Here is a 20,679-nt window from a genome sequence, read left to right on the forward strand (position 1 = left end):
CTCCGCACTATGCTGGTACGGCATGAAGTGTGACCATTGTGTTTCTGTTGTGACGGGCGATTGTGGCGGGTGTTGAGGGGGTGCAGGGATTGTCGGGGAATGTACAGGGCGGTGTTCCGGGACTATTGGTGACGGGGCGTTATCGGCTGGTCGAGAGTATTGGGCAGGGGGGAATGGGGCGGGTGTGGCGAGCCGCCGACGAAATGCTCGACCGGCAGGTCGCCGTCAAGGAAATGCGCATCGACGGACTCGACCCCGAAGACACGCGCACGCGCCGCGAACGCACCCTGCGCGAAGCCAGGGCCACGGCCCGGATCGACCACCCCAACGTCGTCCGCATCTACGACGTCGTGGACGAGGGCGAGCGGCTGTGGATCGTCATGGAACTCGTCGCCGGGCGCTCCCTCGAACGGATCGTGGCGGAGGACGGACCGCTCGGCCCGCGCGAGGCGGCCCGGATCGGGCTCGAACTGGTGTCGGCGCTGCGCCAGGTGCACGCCGGGGGAGTGCTGCACCGCGACATCAAGCCGGGCAACGTCCTGGTCGAGGGGCGCGGCCACCGAGTCGTCCTCACCGACTTCGGCATCGCCGCGCTGCAGGACGCCGAGGCGCTCACCATGGTCGGGATGCTGGTCGGCTCCCCCGACTACATGGCGCCCGAACGCATCTCCGGCCGCCCGCAGGGCCCGCCCTCCGACGTGTGGTCGCTGGGCGCGACCCTCTGCGCGGCCCTCGGCGGCCGCTCCCCGTTCTCCCGCTCCACCACCCTGGCGACCCTGCACGCCGTCCTCTACGAGGAGCCCGAACTCCCCGCCTCCGCAGACGACTTGCGTGACGTCCTGGCCGCCATCCTGGAGAAGGAGCCGTCGACGCGGCCCGGCCTGGAGGAACTCGAGGCGGAACTTGGGGCGATCGTCTACCGGGGGACGGGGACAGGGTCGGGGGCGGGGGGGGAGGTGGGCGCGGGTTCCGCCGAACTGCCGGAGACGGGGCCTGAGTACGACTTCGACTCCGCGTACGCATTCGAGTACGCGACCGAGAGCGGGACCGGGACCGGGACTGCGCCCGGGGCCGAGCCCGAGGCCGAGCCGGGGCCCGGGCCGGGGACGGACGTGCCGGAAGCCACCCCACAGCCCCTTCAGCCGGCTCACGAGGAGTCGCGCACGCCCGCGCTCCTCGACGCCCAGCTGCTCCGTGCCGCACGGCAGCCCCCATCGGACCTCCCCGAGGCCACCCCGCCTCCGGAAGAAGAGCGCGCGCCCGAGCGCGCCCCCGATCGCGCCCCCGAACCCGAGCCCGAGTCCGCCCCCGAACCCGAGCCCGTACATGACGCGATACCGCCGCACCGCACCCCGACACGAAAGAGCCCACCCGACGTCGAGAAGCACCCGAAGCAACATCATCCGGAGCAGCCACCCGCCCCCGCTCACAACGCCTCCACCGAAGTCCCCTCCGAACTGCGCGCGGAGGTCGGCTCGGAGATCCCCTCCGTCGGTGCCCCGCGCCCAACAGGCCCCGGATTCGGCCGAGTCGCCACCCCAGAAGCGTCGGCAGAGGCAGAGACCGAGGCGCGGATGCCGACGGCGCCCGGCCCCGTCGTGATGCCGCCCGGCGAACTCCCCGGCCCCGCCGTGCCTTCCGGCCCCGGCCCCGGCCCGCGACGCGGCAGGCGTCGTATGGGCCTGGCCGCCGCCAGCGGTGTGGTCGCCGCGGGAGTCGTCGTCTGGATCGTCGTCGCGGCGACGGGCGGATCGCCCGACGACAAGACCGGGGCTTCGTCCGGATCATCCGTGCCGGCCGCATCGTCCGGCACGACAGGGACCACCGGAGGCCCCTCGTCCCCGTCGTCCCCCTCGTCCACCGTCGAGGGCACCTCGCGGCCGCCCAGCCTGCCTCCGGGAGCCCACCGGGAGGCCGGCGGGTACGCGTGGGTGACGCCCAAGGGCTGGCGCCGCGATCTGAAGACGGGTTCAGAGGTGCACTACACCTCGCCCGACGGCAAGCAGGAACTCGCCGCCAAAGCCTCCCTCGCCAAGGGGAACCTGATGGACACATGGCAGACCTCGGAACAGAACGCCCGCAAGGGGCAGGACTACCAGAAGATCCGCCTGGACGAAACGACGTTCCAGGGCCGGCCCGCGGTGGTCTGGGAGTACACCTTCACGCTCAAGGGCGTGCACTGGCACGCCCAGCTGCTCGGCTTCGACGAGGACGGCAAGTCGTACCAGATCAACACCTGGTACCAGCCGGACATCGAGGACGAGGCGCTCCAGGTCTACCAAGGGGTGAAGAACAGCTTCACCGTGCTCTGAACCCAGGACTGAACCCAGAACTGTGAACCCAGAACTGAATCCAGCACTGAACCCAGGACCGCACAGGGCGAACGGAAGGAGGGAGGGGCTCCGCGGCGAAGACCATCGCCGCGGAGCCCCTCCCTCACGTCACATCACGACGGCGGACTCGCCGTCGGAGTCGGCTCAGCCGACCTTCACCGGATCCTCGTCCCGAGGCTCGGCAGCCGCGACGTACCGCGCGGAGGGCGCACCGGCCCCGACCTTCTGCCGAATGACGGCGATGACGAGGACGACCGCCGCGACGAGCAGCGACAGCAGCACGGTCTCCCGGCCGTCGTGCTCGGTGTCGGTCAGCATGTAGCCGAGCACGAAGACGATCAGCGCGGCCGTCGCCCAGGTCAGGTACGGGTACAGCCACATCTTCACGACGAGCTTCTCGGGCGCCTCGCGCTGGATGATCTTCCGCATCCGCAGCTGCGAGAAGCAGATGACGAGCCAGACGAACAGGGCGACCGCACCGGAGGAGTTGACCAGGAAGAGGAAGACCGAGTCCGGGAACTTGTAGTTGAAGAAGACGGCGACGAAGCCGAAGACGACCGAGACGATGATCGCGGCCAACGGAACACCGCGCGAGGTGGTCTTCGCGAACGCCTTCGGCGCGTCCCCGCGCTGGCCGAGCGAGAAGGCCATGCGGGAGGCCGTGTAGAGCCCGGAGTTGAGGCAGGACAGCACCGAGGTCAGCACGATGAAGTTCATGATCTGACCGGCGTGCGCGATGCCGAGGGAGTCGAGGGCCGCGACGTACGAGCCCTTGTCCTTGATCGACGGGTCGTTCCACGGCAGCAGGGAGACGACGACGAAGATCGAGCCGAGGTAGAAGACCGCGATCCGCCAGATGATGCTGTTGGTGGACTTGGTCACGGCCCGCTGCGGGTCCTCGGACTCGCCGGCCGCGAGAGTCGCGATCTCGCTGCCCATGAAGGAGAAGACGACCAGCAGGACGCCGGTGAGGATCGCGCCGGGTCCGTGCGGCAGGAAGCCGCCGTGGTCGGTCAGGTTCCCGAGCCCGGCCTTGTCGGCGTCGACACCCGGCAGCACACCGAAGACGGCCAGTCCGCCGACGACGATGAACGCGCCGATCGCCACGACCTTGATCCCGGCGAACCAGAACTCGAATTCGCCGTACGACCCCACGGACACCAGGTTGGTGGCGGTGAGGACGACCATCACGATGAGCGCCCAGCCCCACTGGGGCACGGCCGGGATCCAGCCTTCGAGGATCTTGGCGCCGGCGGTGGCCTCCACGGCCAGCACGACGACCCAGAAGAACCAGTAGAGCCAGCCGATGGAGAAGCCGGCCCAGCGGCCGAGCGCGCGGTCGGCGTGCGCGGAGAACGAACCCGACGTCGGATTCGCGGCGGACATCTCACCGAGCATCCGCATCACCAGCACCACGAGCGTGCCGACGAGCGCGTACGAGAGAAGGATGCCGGGTCCGGCGGTGGCGATACCGGAGCTGGAGCCCACGAAGAGCCCGGCGCCGATGACACCACCGATGGCGATCATGGACAGATGACGGTTCTTGAGTCCGGCCTGGAGGCCGCCACCGGGTTCTCCGGGGCCGCTTGCGGCCTTTGTGGGGGTCGGCTGCGAGGTCATGGAGGGGAGTTCCTTTGCGCCGGGTGAGCAGATTCCCGTACGGGGTGTGTACGGCTCCCGTACGAGCGGTGTACGAGCGCGTCCAGTGAATCGGAGGCAAATGGATTCGTGAACCTTTGAATCCGGATCGTTACTTGAGGTTTCCTTGAGGTTTTGTAGTGTGGCTCACACTTTTCGCAGGCGACACCCGGCGCGGCCGATCCGAAACAGCCGTGTCACACTCGGACCATGCGCGTGTATCTCGGCTCCGATCATGCCGGTTTCGAACTCAAGAACCATCTCGTCGAGTGGCTCAAGGCCGCCGGCCACGAGCCCGTCGACTGCGGGCCCCTCATCTACGACGCCCAGGACGACTACCCGCCGTTCTGCCTCCGCGCCGCGGAGCGTACGGCGGCCGACCCCGAGTCCCTCGGCATCGTGATCGGCGGCTCGGGCAACGGTGAGCAGATCGCCGCGAACAAGGTGGCCGGTGTCCGGGCCGCTCTCGCCTGGAGCGAGGAGACGGCCTCTCTGGGGCGCCAGCACAACAACGCGAACGTCGTCGCCGTGGGTGCCCGCATGCACACGCAGGAGGAGGCGACGAAGTTCGTCGAGACCTTCCTCAACACCCCTTTCTCGGGTGACGAGCGCCACATCCGCCGCATCGACATGCTCGCGACGTACGAGACGACGCGGGAACTGCCCCCGATCCCGGCACACCACCCGCAGCAGCCGTAGCCCCCTGGGGGCGCTCCGTCCGGACGGGCTGAATCTTTCAGCCCTTCCGGCGTTTGAGGACGAGCGCGAAGCGCGATACGGGGGGGGTCGGGGGGCGGAGCCCCCAGGGGCGATGGGGGTCCCCCCTGCTCGAGCGAAGCCGAGAGCTTGGGGGAGGGTAGGGGCGGAGGGGGCGAAAAAATGCCTGGCCGTCGGACGAAAGACAACAGCAGGAGGACCCCGTGCCCGAAGGGCACACGATTCACCGGCTGGCCGAGGACTACCGGGCCGCCTTCGGTGGCCGCCCGGCACGCGTCACCAGCCCCCAGGGCAAGTTCACCGACGCCGCCGCCCTCCTGGACGGCGCGGAGCTGGCCGAGGCGGAAGCCCACGGCAAACACCTCTTCCTCGGCTTCCACGCAGCGGACTGGATCCACATCCACCTGGGCCTCTTCGGCAAGGTCAATTTCGGCGACGCCCCCGCCCCACCGCCCACGGACACCGTCCGCCTCCGCCTCGCGAACCCCACCGCGTACGTCGACCTCCGCGGCCCCACCACCTGCGCCCTGATCACGGACACCGAGAAGCAGGCGATACACGACCGGCTCGGCCCGGACCCCCTCCGCCCGGGCGCGGACCCGTCCGCCGCGTACCGCCGGATCTCCCGCAGCCGTACGACGATCGCCGCCCTCCTCATGGACCAGAAGATCATCGCGGGCGTGGGCAACGTCTACCGCGCGGAGGTCCTCTTCCGGCACGGCATCGACCCGTACCGCGCGGGCAAGGACCTCACTCCCACCGAGTGGGACGCGATCTGGACGGATCTCGTGGAGCTGATGCGCGAGGGCGTCCGCAACAACCGCATCGACACGGTCCGCCCGGAACACACCCCCGAGGCGATGGGCCGCCCGCCGCGCGTGGACGACCACGGCGGCGAGGTCTACGTGTACCGCAGGGCCAACCTGCCCTGCCACATCTGTGGCGGCGAGATCCGCACCGCCGATCTCGCCGCCCGCAACCTCTTCTGGTGTCCCGCCTGCCAGCAGCGGTAGCCGTCAGAAGCCGTGCGGCAGCCAGGGCGCGACCACTGACGAGAAGGCCACGGACGCCTCCGTCAGCGCGCCCTGGCGCAGCTCCCGCACCCGCCCGGCCGCCGCGAGCGAGGCCAGCGACACCCCGCCGAGATACGCAGCCCCCAACTCCCGTACGGACAGGGCGAGATCGGCGGAGTCCTCGCTGCGTGCGCAGCTCGCGCCCTTCGCGTCACCCGTGAGCCGCCAACGCCCCTCGTTCCAGGGGCAGAACGCGTCCTCGACCTCGAACACCACGTCCACCGGCGCCTGATACGTCCGTGCCTCCAGGGCCGCGCCCACGTCGATGAGCCGCACGTGCAGCGAGTCCTTCATCCGCAGTTTGCAGCGCCGGATGTCGGACACCAGATGCTGCACGTCCTCGTCGACGGGCCGGGCCCAGGTACGGAGCGTGGACGTCAGGTCGATGTCGAAGAGCAGACGCCACAGCGCGGCCCGCACCGCGGGGTCGAGCCCCTCCAGGTCGCGCAGCAGCACCGCGCCGTTGGGCCCGGCCGGGCCCCATTCCGGCTTGACCCGGAAGCGCGCGTAGCCCACGACCTCGCCGTCCCGCTCGGCGACCACGCACTGCAGCGGCGACGCCCCGTCCCGGTCGCCCTCCGGGTCGAGCAGCGACACCCGCTCCCAGCCGGGCTGCCGCGCCAGCATGCCCGGACGGCCCGGCACGAGCCGCGCGTACACCGCCTCGCACGCGTCGAGTACCTCGGCGGGCGCGGCGTACCGCAGATGTACGTCGTCGGTGCCGGGCGGCACGGACAGTCGTACGCGACTGGTGTCGATCTCGGCGTTGAGCTGGAGCGTCGCGATGCCGTAGCCGAACCGGCCGTAGATCGCCGGCTCCGACGCGGTGAGGACGGCGAGCGGCTCGCCCCCGGCGCGGATGTCGTCCAGTTGGCGTCGCATCATCGCGGTCAGCACTCCGCGCCGGCGGTGCGTGGCCGCGACGCTCACCATGGTGATGCCCGCGGCCGGGACGGAGGCGCCGCCGGGGACGGTGACGCGGAAGGAGAAGGCGCCCGCCGTACCCACGCACTGCTCTGTGTCCCACACGCCCAGGGAACGGTCGTACTCTGTGAGCGCGTTCATCAGTTCGCGCTCCTCGGACGACTCCGGTACGCCTCCGAACGCGCGGACCAGGTTGTCGTACCACGTGTTCCAATCGGCCTGCTGCAGCACCCGCACGTCAGTCGTCATAGCCCATGCCTACCAGGGCAATGCGGTACGAGCGAGGGAATTTCACCCCCGCCGTCGCGGTGCCTTCTGTGAAGTTCTCTGTGAAGTTGAGCGCTCGGACGGGGGACAAGTGGGACCTCCCGTGCCAAGCACCTGGTCCGATGGATAGGGTCCCGAACTAATGGCAGCAGGACGAGAGCGGCGCGCGGAAGCCGAGACGTTCACGGCCCGGTTGAAGAAGCAGTGGCACCGGGCCCGCACAGGGCTGCGCAGATCCGCCGTCGACTACTTCCGTGGGGACGGTTCGGACTGGATCGCGCTGGCCGGTCTGCTGCTGACGATCCCGATCATCGCCTCCACGACGCTGGTGAACTCGGTGTGGTGCTCACCGGCGGCGCTGGTCCTCCCGATCGTGGCCGGAGGTCTCCTCCTGCGCCCCGCCAGCCTGCTCGGTCTGTACGCGGCCGCCGCCACCGCGCTGATAGTGGAGTCCGTGAAGCTGGGCCCGTACACGGAGGGCCCGTCCCGGGTGACGCCGGGCGTGGTCCTTGTGGTCGCCGCCTGCGGCTTCTTCGGGCTGCTGATCGCGCAGTTCCGCAGCCGGGTGGGGGTGCCCTGGCGACGGGGCGGCACCATGCTCTTCGACCTGCGCGAACGCATCCGGGTGCAGAGCAAGTTGCCGAAGCTGCCGCTGGGCTGGCACCGGGAGATGGCGCTGCGTCCGGCGGGCGGGCAGTCCTTCTCCGGGGACTTCGTGGTGGCGGCCCGTACGAACGGCGGCCGCACCCTGGAGGTCGTCCTCACGGACGTCTCGGGCAAGGGCATGGACGCGGGTTCGCGTGCGCTGCTGCTGTCCGGAGCCTTCGGGGGCCTCCTGGGCTCCCTGCCTCCCCACGCGTTCCTGCCCGCCGCGAACGGCTACCTCCTCCGCCAGGACTGGGACGAGGGCTTCGCGACCTCGATCCACCTGGTCCTGGACCTGGACTCCGGGGACTACGAACTCTTCTCCGCCGGACACCCTCCGGGCCTGCAACTCAGCGCGGGCAGCGGCCGCTGGGAGGAGAAGGTCGCGGAAGGCCCCCTGCTCGGTGTGTACGACGGCGCCCAGTTCGACCCTGTGAAGGGCTCCCTGCGTCCCGGAGACGTGTTGATGCTGTTCACAGACGGCCTGGTGGAAACCTCCGACCGGGACATCGTCGAGGGCATCGACCGTCTCACCGGCGAAGCCGACCGCTATGTCGCCGGCGGCTTCCACGGAGCCGCCTGGCACCTCATCGAAGCCGTCGCCAAGGACGTCAACGACGACCGGGCCCTCCTCCTGATCTGCCGAGAGGGCGCGACACCCGTCCGGTGACCCGAGGGATGTTCCTCGCCCCCCGTCCCGTTTTGGGGGCTCCGCCCCAAACCCCGCCAGGGGCGCTGCCCTTAGACCCCAGCGGGGGCTGCGCCGCCCTGTTCGGGCTGCCGTTGCTCCCCTGAGCTCACGGCTTCGCCCGAGCAGGGGGACACCCCGATGACCGGCGCGTCCGCCGCGCCGGCGGCCGCCAAGTGCTCGTTCGCCGCGGCGAACGTCGTGCTCGGCGAGACGGCGGCGACCGTCCCGGCCCGCGCAGCCCTGCGCGGGGAGACACTGGGGGAGTGACGCAGACTCTTCTGACCCTGGCCGAAGTCGAGGCCCTCGCCCGCGAGGCGCACGCCGCCCAGACCGACAAGGCGGGGCGGCCGTACGCCGAACACCTCCAGGCGGTCGCGGAGGGCGTCCGCGAACGCGGCGGTGACGACGAACAGATAGCGGCGGCCTGGCTGCACGACGCGGTCGAGGACGACGCGCTCTCCGAGGACTGGCTGCGCGAGGCCGCGCTGACCCGGCGCACCAAGGACATCGTGCTGGCGCTCACCAAGCAGGAGGGCGAGCCCCCGGAGGCGTACGCGCGACGCATCCGTACGACCCCGGGCGCCCTCCTGGTGAAGGTGTCCGACCTCGCGCACAACGCCGATCCGGGCCGGCTCGCGGTCCTCGACGAGCACACCCGGGCCCGGCTCACCAAGAAGTACGCGACGATGCGCACACTGCTCGGCCTCGCTCCCTGAACATGTGCGTGAGTGCGGGCCCAGGAGATCCCGGGCCCGCACTCACGCACATGTTTCAGAGGTGGTTACGCCCTGGCTCGCTCCCGCTCCCGGGCCAGTTCCGTCGCGTCCCGCTTGAAGGCCCACTCCATCTTGGGCTCCATCGCGAAGTGGAAGATCCGCTGGACGGGCCGGGTGCACAGCACGGTCACTATGGCGGCCGCGGCGAGCGTCACGAAGATCTCGCCGAGCGGCTTGTGCGTCCACGCGGGGTCGAACCAGCCCCCGAACTCGGAGGCCTTGACCACGAATCCGTGCAGCAGATAGCCGTACAGCGTGCCCGCGCCGAGCGCCGTGAACCAGAACGTGCGCCGCGGCACCCAGGCGAAGAAGCACGCGGTGAGCAGCAGCGAGCAGCCGAACAGCGCGAGCGTCATCACGGCACCGGCCCACCACGGGGCGCCCATGTCCTGCGCGGCGTCGCGGTGGTAGAACCACGCCGTGTTCATCCGGGGCACCGCCCACCAGCCCACGACCACCGCGGCGGCGAAGACCGGCACCGACAGGATCCGCACCTCACGGCGGCGCACCAGCTGGAAGTGCTCGGGCTTCATGACCAGGCCCAGCACGAAGAACGGCAGGAACTGCAGGACGCGCTGCAGGTCCAGTTCGGCGCCGATGTCGGGCGAGACGGAGGCGAGCACGGCGATGGCGAGCGCGAGCGGCAGCGGCCAGCGGACCAGCTTCCACAGCGGGGTGGTCAGCCGCCAGATGAAGAGCGCGACCAGGAACCAGGTGAGGTACCAGGGGTCGAGCAGGCTGATCGGATGGGTGGGGTCGGGGGCGGCCCACCGCTTGAAGAGGGAGTACGCCGTCTCGAAGAGGACGTACGGCACGAGCACACCCGTCACCAGCCGCTTCAGCCGGTCGGGGCGCATGTCGAAACTGCGGGAGAAATAGCCGGAGATGATGATGAAGGCCGGCATGTGGAAGGTGTACACGACCGTGTACGCCGCTTCGAGGATGCGACTTTGGTCCTTCAGCGGCTCCCAGGCGTGACCCATGGCCACGAGCACGATCGCCAGGTACTTGGCGTTGTCGAAGAAGGCGTCGCGTTGCTTGGCGGGCTTGGCGCCCGGTGCGGCGGCCCCGGAGGCCGCTCTGGGGGATTGCGGCGAGCGCGGACTCGGCACTCCCTCCGCCGGCTGCTGTGCCGGGGGGAGCGGCGTTCTGTACTGGCCGTGCGGGCGGAGCGAGTTCGTCACAGGCCCTCCCACCAAGAACTCGGGGAGACGATCCTGGACCTCGCTGCGCATACGGGGGACGTGGCGGCGTGGAACATCTGAGGCACCCTAGCGTTGTCTATGCGTCTTCGTAAAACTCTCGACGTCATTTCTGCTTATCGCCTGCGAGTACCCGGGATTTGAAGATGTCTGCCTGTCGGTCCGCAAGTGGTTCCGCATACCGATTTGCTTACCGTATGGGACCCTTCTGTCCCCCTTCATCCTGACTAAATGGTGCATAAGGCTCGCGGGCGACTCTGGTGATATGTCCGGTTCATTGGGCTTTAGTTACCCGTCTACAGAGTCTGCGATGTGCCTGTGCCAACAATTCGAATTACCTGCGAACAGGATGTGTGGACATGGCAACGGTCCCTCTGGATTTCCACTGCGCGGCCTGTGCGGGCGCCCTCTCGAATTGCCGTGCGGAGCCCCGCCGTTCGTCGCGCCGAGGCGTTGCGGAGGTGCGCGGCGGGCGGGTCCGTGGCCGACGTTGCGTCACCCGCCGCATACGAAAGCCTGGTTGGTGGCACGATGGTTCTGGCGGGGGTGTGTGGGGTTGCACCTCCGGGCCGGGAGAGCGGACCGACCGTAGGGTGTGATCAGTTGTGGCCATTTCGCTGTCAGTGGTGCTGCTGTTGGCGATCATCCTGGTGGTGTTGATACGGGGAGGATCGATCAAGGCGGGGCCCGCCGTTGTCGCGGTGCTCTTCGGCTTCTTCCTCGCATCGACCGGCATGGCTCCGTCCATCCAACGGTTCCTCGATTCGATAGCGGAGACCATCAACTCGATCAGCTTCTGAGAGAGCTTCTGGACGGGACGGATACGTACATCGACACATGTCGACGTACGTCGGGGGATTCGGAACGGGGAGCGTACGGGGATGGCGCTGCGTGCATCGGACCCATCGGAGGTGGGCGGTTACCGCATCGAGGACCGCCTCGGCTCCGGCGGCATGGGCGTCGTCTATCTCGCCCGCTCCGCCTCCGGCCGCCGCCTCGCGATCAAGGTCGTGCACGGGCAGTACGCCGACGACGACGAGTTCCGTATCCGCTTCAGCCGTGAGGTGGCCGCCGCCCGACAGGTGAGCGGTGCCTTCACCGCCCCCGTCGTGGACGCGGACGCCGACGCGCCGCGCCCCTGGATGGCCACGCTCTACATAGCGGGCGACAACCTCGGCACCCATGTGAAGAACCACGGCCCGCTGCCGCCGGACCGGCTGCGCGAGCTGGCCGCCGGCCTCGCCGAGGCGCTGCGCGACATCCACCGCGCCGGAGTGGTCCACCGGGATCTGAAACCGGCCAACGTCATGCTCGCCGACGACGGCCCCCGCGTCATCGACTTCGGCATCTCGCGCGCCGCCGAGTTCGCCGTCGCCGACGCGCTCACCCAGACCGGCCGGGTGATGGGCACCCCGCCCTTCATGTCCCCCGAGCAGTTCTCGTCCCCGCACGAGGTGGGTCCGGCCGCCGACGTCTTCTCCCTCGGCGCCGTCGTCGCGTACGCCGCCACCGGACACGGCCCCTTCGACAGCCCCAGCCCCTACGAGACGGCCACCCGAGTCGTCGAGGGGACCCCCGAACTCGACGGCCTGCCCGGCGAGTTGCGCCCCTTCGTCGAACTCTGCCTGGAGAAGCACCCCAAGTCCCGCCCAACCCCGGACGAACTCCTCACCCTCCTGCGCGACGGCACCCGCCCCGGCCCGCGCCCCTTCCTGGACGAGGACCCGGGCCCGCCGACCGAGCCCGACCGCCCCCGCCCCAAGCGCCGCCGCCGGCTCCTGATCGCCTCCTTGGCGGGCGCCCTGCTGCTCGCCGTCACGGCCTCGGCCGCGGTCGTCCGGCTCACCGGCGGCGACTCCGCCCGCAGCGACCTGCCGCCCGGCTGGCACGCGTGGCACGCGACGGCGAAGGGCTCGGACCTCGCGAGCGGCGGGTTCAGCAGCTGTGGCGCGGCCGGTACGTCACTGGTGTGCGCCGGGGACGACGTCAAGGCGGCCCGCTTCTCCCTCGCCGACGGCAAGCACGCCTGGCTCCAGCCCGTCGACTCCACGCCCGACGACACCGGCAGCGACGAGGGCTCCGTCCTCGGCACCCGAGCCGGCCGCGTGTTCGTCTACGGCAACGACGAGACGGAGGCGGCCAAGGACGACGGCATGACCGTGGCCCACTACTCGGTGCAGTCGCTGGACGCCGCCACCGGGCGGGTGATCTGGAAGACGCGCACCGGCGACGGCGAGGACACCCTCGCCCCCGACCTCGAGGACGGCGGCGCCACGATGATCCCCGAGGGCGTCGTCACCCTCCTCGGCGACAACGCGCGCTCGTACGCCCTGCTGGGCGCGGACGACGGCAAGGTCCGCTGGAAGCGCCCGATGCCCAAGGGCCGGAGCTGCGTCCTCGGAGCCGCCGCGCACCGCCTCTACCTCCTCTGCCAGCCCGACGCCATGGACACGACCAGCGTGTCCGCCCTCGACCCGGCCACCGGAAAGCCGGCCTGGACCGTCACCGCCCAGGGGGCGCTCGACCTCCTCGGCCAGGACCATGGCCGCCTGATCCTCGCCGAGACATCTCCGGAGACGGCCCACGAGGCGTTCACGACCGTGGACACCCGCACGCACCGGCTGCTGCGCGTGCCGCTCGCGCGCTCTCAGCCCTCCGCCGCGTCCATCGACCTCGCACGCGGCACCCTCTACTTCACACTCGGCAACGGCAGCATCCGCGCCGTCTCGGCCCGCACCGGCCACCAGTCCTGGGAGAGCAACTCGACGGTGGAGTTCCCGGGCCCGCCCCTCGCCTCCGCCACCCACGTCTACGTCGCGTCCCCCAGCGGCCGCCTCGCCGCCCTGGACATCCGCACCGGCAGACTCGCCGCCACCCGCCCCGGCCGCAACGACGCCGGCCCCACCAGCGTGGCCGACTCCGGCGCCCGCCCGCTCCTGGTCGGCGACGCCCTGTACGTCCCGTACGGAATCCAGTCCGTCTACTCCGTGGACGTACGCCACCTGTAAGCGCCCTACAGGGCCCCGCAGGGTCCGTAACGGGTCCCTCAGCACGCGAAAAAGCCTCCGGCCCGGTTCCGAAGAACCGGGCCGGAGGCCACAGAGCGGGCGACGGGAATCGAACCCGCGTAGCTAGTTTGGAAGACTAGGGCTCTACCATTGAGCTACGCCCGCAAAGCTTGCGCCGCAGGTCAGTGACTGCGGCACGCAAGGCATCCTAGCGGGTCGCACCCCCTGGATGCACACCCCGTTTCCGCGCAGCGGGGGCGCTCGGGAAATGCGGCAGCCGCGCTGCCTGCGGGCATGTACCCTACGTGTCGCACCGACGGGGTGTGGCGCAGCTTGGTAGCGCGTCCGCTTTGGGAGCGGAAGGCCGTGGGTTCAAATCCCGCCACCCCGACCACCAGCCGGAACCCGCCAGGGCTCCGCGCGTCGCAAGATCACCTTTTGGGGCGTGTACCGCCTGCGGTTACTATGCAAGCTGCGCGCCCGTGTGTCTGCACTGTTACGTCTCTCAAGGGCCGCGAATCCGCTTCAGGCTCTGCCCGACTCGGCAGAAGCACGCAGCAGAACCCCCAAGAAGTCAGCCACAAGGAGACCGAACCGTGAAGAGCGCCGTGGAGACCCTGAACCCGACCCGGGTTCGGCTCACTGTCGAGGTGCCCTTCGAGGAGCTCAAGGACAGCCTCGACGCGGCGTACAAGAAGATCAACCAGCAGGTCACGGTGAAGGGCTTCCGGAAGGGCAAGATCCCGGCGCGCGTCATCGACCAGCGGTTCGGTCGGGGCGCCGTGCTCGAAGAGGCCGTCAACGACGCGCTCCCGAAGTTCTACACCGAAGCGGTCAACGAGGCTGAGCTGAATGTCCTCGGCCAGCCCGAGGTCGACATCACCGAGCTGAAGGACGGCGAGACGCTGAACTTCACCGCCGAGGTCGACGTCCGCCCGACCATCGAGATCCCGGACTACTCCGGCATCGAGGTCGAGGTCGACGCCGTCGAGGTCAGCGAAGAGGACGTCGAGAAGGCCGTCTCCGACCTGCGCGAGCGCTTCGCGTCGACCTCCCCGGTCGAGCGCGCCGCCCAGGACGGCGACGTCGTCACCATCGACCTGGAGGCCAAGGTCGACGGCGAGGTCCTCGAGGACGGCGTCGCCTCCGACGTCTCCTACACCATCGGCTCCGGCGAGCTGCTGGACGGCATCGACGACGCCGTGACGGGCCTGGAGGCCGGTGGCGAGGCCACCTTCGCCTCCGAGCTCAAGGGCGGCTCCGCGGCCGGCAAGGAGGCCGAGGTCACCGTCAAGGTCACCCAGGTCGCCGCGCGCGAACTCCCGGAGCTGGACGACGACTTCGCGCAGCTCGCCTCCGAGTTCGACACCCTGGAGGAGCTGAAGGCGGACAGCCGCAAGCGCCTCGAGAACATGAAGCAGTACGACCAGGCCACGCAGGCCCAGGAGCGTGTCCTGGAGAAGCTGCTCGAGCTGGTCGAGGTGCCCGTCCCCGAGAAGCTGCTCGAGGACGAGATCAACACCCGTAAGCACAACCTCGAGCACCACCAGCTCGGCCAGATGGGCCTCGACCTCGCGAAGTACCTGGAGATCCAGGGCAAGACCGAGGAGGAGTTCGACGCCGAGACCAAGGAAGCGGCGATCAAGGGCATCAAGACCCAGTTCGTCCTTGACGAGCTCGTCAACAAGGAGAAGCTGAACGTCAACCAGGAGGAGCTCACCGAGCACCTCATGCGGCGCGCGGCCTCCTCCGGCATGTCCCCCGACCAGTTCGCCCAGGCCGTCGTCGAGGGCGGCCAGGTCCCGATGCTCGTCGGCGAGGTCGCCCGCGGCAAGGCCCTCGCGGTCGTCGTCGAGGCCGCCACGGTCAAGGACACCAACGGCGAGATCGTCGACCTGGAGGACGAGGACGAGACGGAGACGGCCACCGAGGTCACCGAGGGTGAGGCCGCTGAGGCCTCCGAGGAGACCACCGAGGCCTGATCACCTCGCTGTACGGCTGGACGGGGCTCCCGGGGACACCCGGGGGCCCCGTTGGCTTTCAGGGGCGCGGGGCTGTGACATGCGCGGCTCCGCCGTGTGGGCGCGAGCAACCCGGCGGTTCATCGGCGAGTGCGGCTTGTAGCGGGCTGATCGCGCAATTCCCGCGCCCTTACGGGCGCCCCTTACGGGCGCCCCTGGCGGGGCGCGCGACCTGCGCTCACAGCGAACAGTTCCCTCTCCGGGATTCCCCGAAGGGACCGGCGCGTTAGGGTCCATGAGTACGAGGGCAGGGGAGTCCCCGAAGCCGCCCCGTGGCGGTGTGCACCGGGGCCCCAGGCCCCTGCAGAAGACGTGAGACGGCCCGGCGCCGTCGTAAGACGAGCAGGTGGATACGTGACGAATCTGATGCCCTCCGCCGCCGGTGAGCCCAACTTCGGTGGTGGCCTCGGCGACCAGGTCTACAACCGGCTGCTCAACGAGCGGATCATCTTCCTCGGCCAGCCGGTGGACGACGACATCGCCAACAAGATCACCGCGCAGCTGCTGCTCCTTGCCTCCGATCCGGACAAGGACATCTACCTCTACATCAACAGCCCCGGCGGATCGATCACGGCCGGCATGGCGATCTACGACACCATGCAGTACATCAAGAACGACGTGGTGACGATCGCCATGGGCATGGCGGCCTCGATGGGCCAGTTCCTGCTCAGCGCCGGTACCCCCGGCAAGCGCTTCGCCCTGCCGAACGCCGAGATCCTGATCCACCAGCCCTCGGCGGGCCTCGCCGGCTCCGCGTCGGACATCAAGATCCACGCCGAGCGGCTGCTGCACACCAAGAAGCGGATGGCGGAGCTGACCGCCTTCCACACCGGCCAGACCGTGGAGCAGATCACCCGGGACTCGGACCGTGACCGCTGGTTCGACCCGATCGAGGCCAAGGAGTACGGCCTCATCGACGACATCATGCCCACCGCTGCCGGTATGCCGGGCGGCGGCGGCACCGGGGCGGCGTAACCGGCGTACGCCGGTGCAGGCGGGTGCCAGCCGGCCTGCAGCCCCTCCAACGCCCCCAGCGGACCGCCTCAGCCCTTTTCAGGCTTCTCAGGAGACACAGTGAACGACTTCCCCGGCAGCGGCCTCTACGCCCGCACGCAGGCCGAGTACACCGGTCCTCGTGCGGAGTCCCGCTACGTCATCCCGCGCTTCGTCGAGCGCACCTCGCAGGGCGTGCGTGAGTACGACCCGTACGCGAAGCTCTTCGAGGAGCGCGTGATCTTCCTCGGCGTGCAGATCGACGACGCCTCCGCCAACGACGTCATGGCGCAGCTGCTGTGCCTGGAGTCGATGGACCCCGACCGTGACATCTCGGTCTACATCAACAGCCCCGGCGGCTCCTTCACGGCACTTACTGCGATTTACGACACGATGCAGTTCGTGAAGCCGGACATCCAGACGGTCTGCATGGGTCAGGCCGCCTCGGCCGCCGCGATCCTGCTGGCTGCCGGTACGCCGGGCAAGCGCATGGCGCTTCCGAACGCCCGCGTGCTGATCCACCAGCCCTACAGCGAGACCGGCCGCGGCCAGGTCTCGGACCTCGAAATCGCGGCGAACGAAATCCTCCGGATGCGTGCGCAGCTGGAAGAGATGCTGGCCAAGCACTCGACCACGCCGATCGAGAAGATCCGCGAGGACATCGAGCGCGACAAGATCCTCACCGCTGAGGACGCGCTGGCGTACGGCCTGATCGACCAGATCATCTCCACCCGCAAGATGAACAGTTCCGCGATCGTCTGACGTATCGCTGTATCGTCTGCCGCTCCTTGGCGTGGTTCACGACAAAGTGAACCATGCCAAGGGGGGCCCGAACGGGGGGCTCGGCAAGGTACCGTCGGACATAAGGCAGCACCAGGAGCCGCTGGACCTAGGCGTCTCCCAGGCGAAGGGGAAGCACACCGTGGCACGCATCGGTGACGGCGGCGATCTGCTCAAGTGCTCGTTCTGTGGCAAGAGCCAGAAGCAGGTCAAGAAGCTCATCGCAGGCCCCGGTGTGTACATCTGCGACGAGTGCATCGATCTCTGCAACGAGATCATCGAGGAAGAACTCGCGGAGACGAGCGAGGTGCGCTGGGAGGAACTCCCCAAGCCCCGCGAGATCTACGAGTTCCTCGAGGGCTACGTGGTCGGCCAGGAGTCGGCCAAGAAGGCGCTCTCGGTCGCGGTGTACAACCACTACAAGCGGGTCCAGGCCGGCGAGAACAGCACAGGCCAAAACCGTGACGACGCCATCGAGTTGGCGAAGTCCAACATCCTGCTGCTCGGCCCCACGGGCTCGGGCAAGACGCTCCTGGCCCAGACGCTCGCCCGCATGCTGAACGTGCCGTTCGCCATCGCCGACGCGACGGCGCTGACGGAGGCCGGATATGTCGGCGAGGACGTCGAGAACATCCTCCTGAAGCTCATCCAGGCGGCCGACTACGACGTCAAGAAGGCCGAGACGGGCATCATCTACATCGACGAGATCGACAAGGTGGCGCGTAAGAGCGAGAACCCGTCGATCACGCGTGATGTGTCCGGCGAGGGCGTCCAGCAGGCCCTGTTGAAGATCCTCGAGGGCACGACGGCCTCGGTCCCGCCCCAGGGCGGTCGCAAGCACCCGCACCAGGAGTTCATCCAGATCGACACGACGAACGTCCTGTTCATCGTGGGCGGCGCGTTCGCGGGCCTGGAGAAGCTCATCGAGTCGAGGGCGGGCGCGAAGGGAATCGGCTTCGGAGCGACGATCCGCTCGAAGCGCGAGCTGGAGTCCAAGGACCAGTTCGAGGACGTCATGCCGGAGGACCTGGTCAAGTTCGGCATGATCCCCGAGTTCATCGGCCGCCTCCCGGTCATTACCTCGGTCCACAACCTGGACCGCGAGGCCCTGCTCCAGATCCTGGTGGAACCCCGCAACGCCCTGGTGAAGCAGTACCAGCGCCTCTTCGAACTCGACGGCGTGGAACTGGACTTCGAGCGCGAGGCCCTCGAAGCCATCGCCGACCAGGCCATCCTCCGCCAGACCGGCGCGCGCGGTCTCAGGGCCATCATGGAAGAGGTCCTGATGTCGGTGATGTACGAGGTCCCGTCCCGCAAGGACGTGGCCCGTGTCGTCATCACAGCGGACGTCGTCCACTCGAACGTGAACCCGACCCTGATCCCGCGGGACGCCCGCCGTGGGGGGCCGGGCGAGCAGAAGACGGCGTAGCCGGTTCTCGTACGACGAAGGGGGCGCCCAGCGGATTTCGCTGGGCGCCCCCTTCGTCGACCCACGCCCGGATCAAGCCACGTTGAGGTCGCTCACTTGTACGACACCTGCTTCGCGTGATCTTCTCGATCACCGCGAGGCGGACCACCTCGCGGCAAGCGAAACGGGAGGGACAGACATGAAGATGAGGCGCGCGCTGGCGGCCATGTCCGTCGTTACCGCGGCAGCTGTGATGCCGGTGGTTACGGCCACGGCAGCACACGCGGCACGGAGCACATGCGTGAACTACCTCGGAAACCTGGGGCTCTAGATCGGGCCCAAGGTGAAGGAGGCCTGTAGCCACCCGGCGCACAACGGACCCCTCGGCAATGGCAAGGTGCCCGACGCTGCCTGCTACAACGGCCTCGTGGACATAGATGTGCGCTCGATACACGCCTACAGGGCCTGCGTCCGCGCCTGACGTCCGGCCGACCATGGCCAAGGGCGCCCGACGGGACTCGTCGGGCGCCCTTGGCATGAAGTGCCGAGCAGCGGTCAGATCTTGACGCGGACTTCCTTGCGGAACTTGGTCGTCTGGTCGGCGGCGGCACTCATGTCGGCGCTCTTCCCCGACATGGCGTCCGCCATGTCGACGTTGATGGTGACGCCGATGGTGCTGTGGTCACCCCAGATGCAGACCGGCATGCTGATCTCCTTGGGCCCGGAGGCCGCACCGGACGACGCATCGTCGTTCTTGAACTTGGTCTCCTGGCACTTGAGGACCGCGTTCTCGAGTCCGTCGGGCGTGAAAGCCTTCGGGCTGCCGACCAGTTCGCCCGTGTCGTCGTTGTCCTTGGAGGACTCCTTCTTCATGTCGGCGAACATGGCGTCGACGACCTTCTCCGGGTCATCGATGTCGCCGTAGACACCCATGAACTTCAGGAACTTGCCAGCCAGCGGGTTGCTCTCATCCACCACCTGGTACTCGGCCTCGACGTCCTTGGCGTTCTTCACGCCGTGCTTCTCGGCGTCCTTGAGGTCGTCGTCGCTGAAGCTGTCGTCGGTGCTGTCGCCCTTCTTGTAGTCGGTGAGCACCGTCGCCGGCGTCGTCAGCTTGTGCGGGCCGTCGTCCGCGATGTCCGAACCGCCGCCGCCACCGCCGATGACGAAGTACGCCCCAACTGCGATCGCCGCCACGACAGCGACGGCACCGATGATCAGCCCCGTCTTCTTCTTGCCGCCGCTCGGGGCGGGCGGCTGCGGTACGGCGCCGTAGGGCTGCTGGCCGTAGGGGGGAGTCTGCGGAGGGACGCCCTGGGGAGCCTGCTGCGGGTAGCCGTAGCCGGGCTGCGCGGGGGGAGCCTGCTGCGGGTAGCCGTAGCCGGGCTGGGGGGCCTGCGGCTGCTGGCCGTAGGGGCCCGGCTGACCATACGGTCCGGGCTGCTGGGGCTGCCCGCCGTACGGGCCCGGCTGGTTGTAGCTCATTTCTGGGTTCCCCTCCAGACGCTTATGTGTTCCGAACATCTTGACGGAACGCGATGGAGGGCGGCGCCACTGGGGGGTATTGATGCCTAGTTGTTGACGGTCTGTTCCAGACGCTCGACGTACTGACTTAGCTTGGCAGTCGAGTGAGCGGCCGCGGATGCGGCGTAGTACGACCTCATCCACAGATGTCCGTTGATCATGTGTGATTGCCGACAAGTGCGGACTGTAGCTCCTCTGAGGCGGCTGGCTAGGTTCGCGACGGAAATGTGAATCGGGTAGCGCGCGAGCAGGTGGAGGTATGCCGCAGTGCTGTGGAACTCCTCGATCTCTGCCCCCAGCTTCGTTGCCTCTGCACGCATCGTCTGCTCTGCAAGCAACAACAGGTCGCCCGTGAGTGCCGGGCCACTTCGCTCCGTCATGAACGCGAGGTGCGCTCGAAGGTCGTGGAAGTCGACGTTGGAGGGTTCGCGGCGCGCTGGCCTCGTCGTCTCGCGATGCCTGCTGCGTTGTTTCGGAGGGTGCGCGGCTCGCCAGTCGTCGAGTTCCGTCGGCGTCCAAGTCGGCGTACGGCCGGTGTAGGTGGGACGTGGAAAGCCATTGTACTTACGGGAGTTGAGGACGTAGATCGCCTCGACCGACACCCCGAGATGTTCGGCCGCCTGAACTGGTGTGAGTTGCTGGTCCGCCATGAGTCTCACGATACGACAGACAAGTTCAA

17 protein-coding genes and 2 tRNA genes are annotated in these 20,679 nt (G+C 68.8%); 13 read left to right on the plus strand and 6 right to left on the minus strand.

Annotation, left to right across the window (positions count from 1 at the left end; genetic code table 11):
• Positions 1-173 precede the first annotated feature (173 nt).
• Positions 174-2,312: a protein kinase gene (locus ACFY0T_RS45335; protein WP_388884410.1), complete on the plus strand. Its 2,139-nt coding sequence runs from the start codon at positions 174-176 to the stop codon at positions 2,310-2,312.
• Between the two features lie 165 nt (positions 2,313-2,477).
• Here ACFY0T_RS45335 and ACFY0T_RS45340 read toward each other — a convergent pair whose 3' ends face one another.
• Positions 2,478-3,953, minus strand: a complete 1,476-nt coding sequence (locus tag ACFY0T_RS45340) for an amino acid permease (RefSeq protein WP_388884411.1) — start codon at positions 3,951-3,953, stop codon at positions 2,478-2,480.
• Positions 3,954-4,181: 228 nt separating this feature from the next.
• On the opposite strand from ACFY0T_RS45340, the gene ACFY0T_RS45345 reads away from it, so the two are divergent.
• Together ACFY0T_RS45345 and ACFY0T_RS45350 are read left to right on the plus strand one after the other, a co-directional pair.
• Positions 4,182-4,670, plus strand: a complete 489-nt coding sequence (locus ACFY0T_RS45345) for a ribose-5-phosphate isomerase (RefSeq protein ID WP_388884412.1) — start codon at positions 4,182-4,184, stop codon at positions 4,668-4,670.
• A 221-nt stretch (positions 4,671-4,891) separates the two neighbouring features.
• Complete coding sequence (locus ACFY0T_RS45350) at positions 4,892-5,701, plus strand: Fpg/Nei family DNA glycosylase (protein WP_388884413.1); 810 nt, start codon at positions 4,892-4,894, stop codon at positions 5,699-5,701.
• Positions 5,702-5,704: 3 nt separating this feature from the next.
• Here the strand turns inward: ACFY0T_RS45350 and ACFY0T_RS45355 are convergent, their stop codons facing one another.
• Positions 5,705-6,934, minus strand: coding sequence for a GNAT family N-acetyltransferase (locus tag ACFY0T_RS45355; RefSeq protein WP_388884414.1), 1,230 nt, complete (start codon positions 6,932-6,934; stop codon positions 5,705-5,707).
• 160 nt (positions 6,935-7,094) lie between these two features.
• Between ACFY0T_RS45355 and ACFY0T_RS45360 the strand changes: the two genes are divergently transcribed.
• From ACFY0T_RS45360 to ACFY0T_RS45370, 3 genes are all read left to right on the plus strand, one after another.
• Entirely contained in the window at positions 7,095-8,267 is a 1,173-nt protein-coding gene (locus ACFY0T_RS45360; protein WP_388884415.1) for a PP2C family protein-serine/threonine phosphatase, read from the plus strand.
• A gap of 159 nt (positions 8,268-8,426) precedes the next feature.
• A complete protein-coding gene (locus tag ACFY0T_RS45365; protein WP_388884416.1) occupies positions 8,427-8,555 on the plus strand; it encodes a hypothetical protein in 129 nt (42 codons plus the stop codon).
• On the plus strand, positions 8,552-9,004 hold the full coding sequence (locus ACFY0T_RS45370; protein WP_388884417.1) for an HD domain-containing protein: 453 nt from the start codon (positions 8,552-8,554) through the stop codon (positions 9,002-9,004). The genes ACFY0T_RS45365 and ACFY0T_RS45370 overlap by 4 nt, the downstream gene beginning before the upstream one ends.
• Positions 9,005-9,069: 65 nt before the next feature.
• Here the strand turns inward: ACFY0T_RS45370 and ACFY0T_RS45375 are convergent, their stop codons facing one another.
• On the minus strand, positions 9,070-10,248 hold the full coding sequence (locus ACFY0T_RS45375; protein ID WP_388884418.1) for an acyltransferase family protein: 1,179 nt from the start codon (positions 10,246-10,248) through the stop codon (positions 9,070-9,072).
• Between the two features lie 623 nt (positions 10,249-10,871).
• Here ACFY0T_RS45375 and ACFY0T_RS45380 point away from each other — a divergent pair.
• Both ACFY0T_RS45380 and ACFY0T_RS45385 read left to right on the plus strand, forming a co-directional pair.
• Complete coding sequence (locus ACFY0T_RS45380; RefSeq protein WP_327428706.1) at positions 10,872-11,066, plus strand: hypothetical protein; 195 nt, start codon at positions 10,872-10,874, stop codon at positions 11,064-11,066.
• Positions 11,067-11,147: 81 nt separating this feature from the next.
• The gene (locus ACFY0T_RS45385; RefSeq protein ID WP_388884419.1) at positions 11,148-13,274 is read left to right on the plus strand and encodes a PQQ-binding-like beta-propeller repeat protein; all 2,127 of its coding nucleotides are present in this window, start codon (positions 11,148-11,150) and stop codon (positions 13,272-13,274) included.
• Positions 13,275-13,368: 94 nt separating this feature from the next.
• Here ACFY0T_RS45385 and ACFY0T_RS45390 read toward each other — a convergent pair.
• Positions 13,369-13,439 (minus strand) — tRNA-Gly (locus ACFY0T_RS45390).
• Between the two features lie 152 nt (positions 13,440-13,591).
• Here ACFY0T_RS45390 and ACFY0T_RS45395 point away from each other — a divergent pair.
• The 5 genes from ACFY0T_RS45395 to clpX all read left to right on the plus strand — a co-directional run bounded on the left by ACFY0T_RS45395 (position 13,592) and on the right by clpX (position 18,497).
• Positions 13,592-13,668 (plus strand) — tRNA-Pro (locus ACFY0T_RS45395).
• A 202-nt stretch (positions 13,669-13,870) separates the two neighbouring features.
• The gene (tig, locus tag ACFY0T_RS45400; protein ID WP_388884420.1) at positions 13,871-15,256 is read left to right on the plus strand and encodes a trigger factor; all 1,386 of its coding nucleotides are present in this window, start codon (positions 13,871-13,873) and stop codon (positions 15,254-15,256) included.
• A 405-nt stretch (positions 15,257-15,661) separates the two neighbouring features.
• Positions 15,662-16,270: an ATP-dependent Clp protease proteolytic subunit gene (locus ACFY0T_RS45405; RefSeq protein WP_388884435.1), complete on the plus strand. Its 609-nt coding sequence runs from the start codon at positions 15,662-15,664 to the stop codon at positions 16,268-16,270.
• A 99-nt stretch (positions 16,271-16,369) separates the two neighbouring features.
• Complete coding sequence (locus tag ACFY0T_RS45410) at positions 16,370-17,050, plus strand: ATP-dependent Clp protease proteolytic subunit (protein ID WP_266624702.1); 681 nt, start codon at positions 16,370-16,372, stop codon at positions 17,048-17,050.
• Positions 17,051-17,210: 160 nt separating this feature from the next.
• Positions 17,211-18,497 carry an ATP-dependent Clp protease ATP-binding subunit ClpX gene (gene clpX / locus ACFY0T_RS45415; RefSeq protein WP_362018180.1) on the plus strand — a complete coding sequence of 429 codons (1,287 nt, stop codon included), beginning with the start codon at positions 17,211-17,213 and terminating at the stop codon, positions 18,495-18,497.
• Positions 18,498-19,031: 534 nt separating this feature from the next.
• Here the strand turns inward: clpX and ACFY0T_RS45420 are convergent.
• Complete coding sequence (locus tag ACFY0T_RS45420; protein WP_388884421.1) at positions 19,032-19,961, minus strand: hypothetical protein; 930 nt, start codon at positions 19,959-19,961, stop codon at positions 19,032-19,034.
• A gap of 86 nt (positions 19,962-20,047) precedes the next feature.
• On the minus strand, positions 20,048-20,650 hold the full coding sequence (locus ACFY0T_RS45425) for a transposase (protein WP_388884422.1): 603 nt from the start codon (positions 20,648-20,650) through the stop codon (positions 20,048-20,050).
• Between the last annotated feature and the right edge of the window lie 29 nt (positions 20,651-20,679).

Origin of the sequence: Streptomyces sp. NPDC001530, from assembly GCF_042894545.1 — a bacterium.
Lineage (GTDB): Bacteria > Actinomycetota > Actinomycetes > Streptomycetales > Streptomycetaceae > Streptomyces.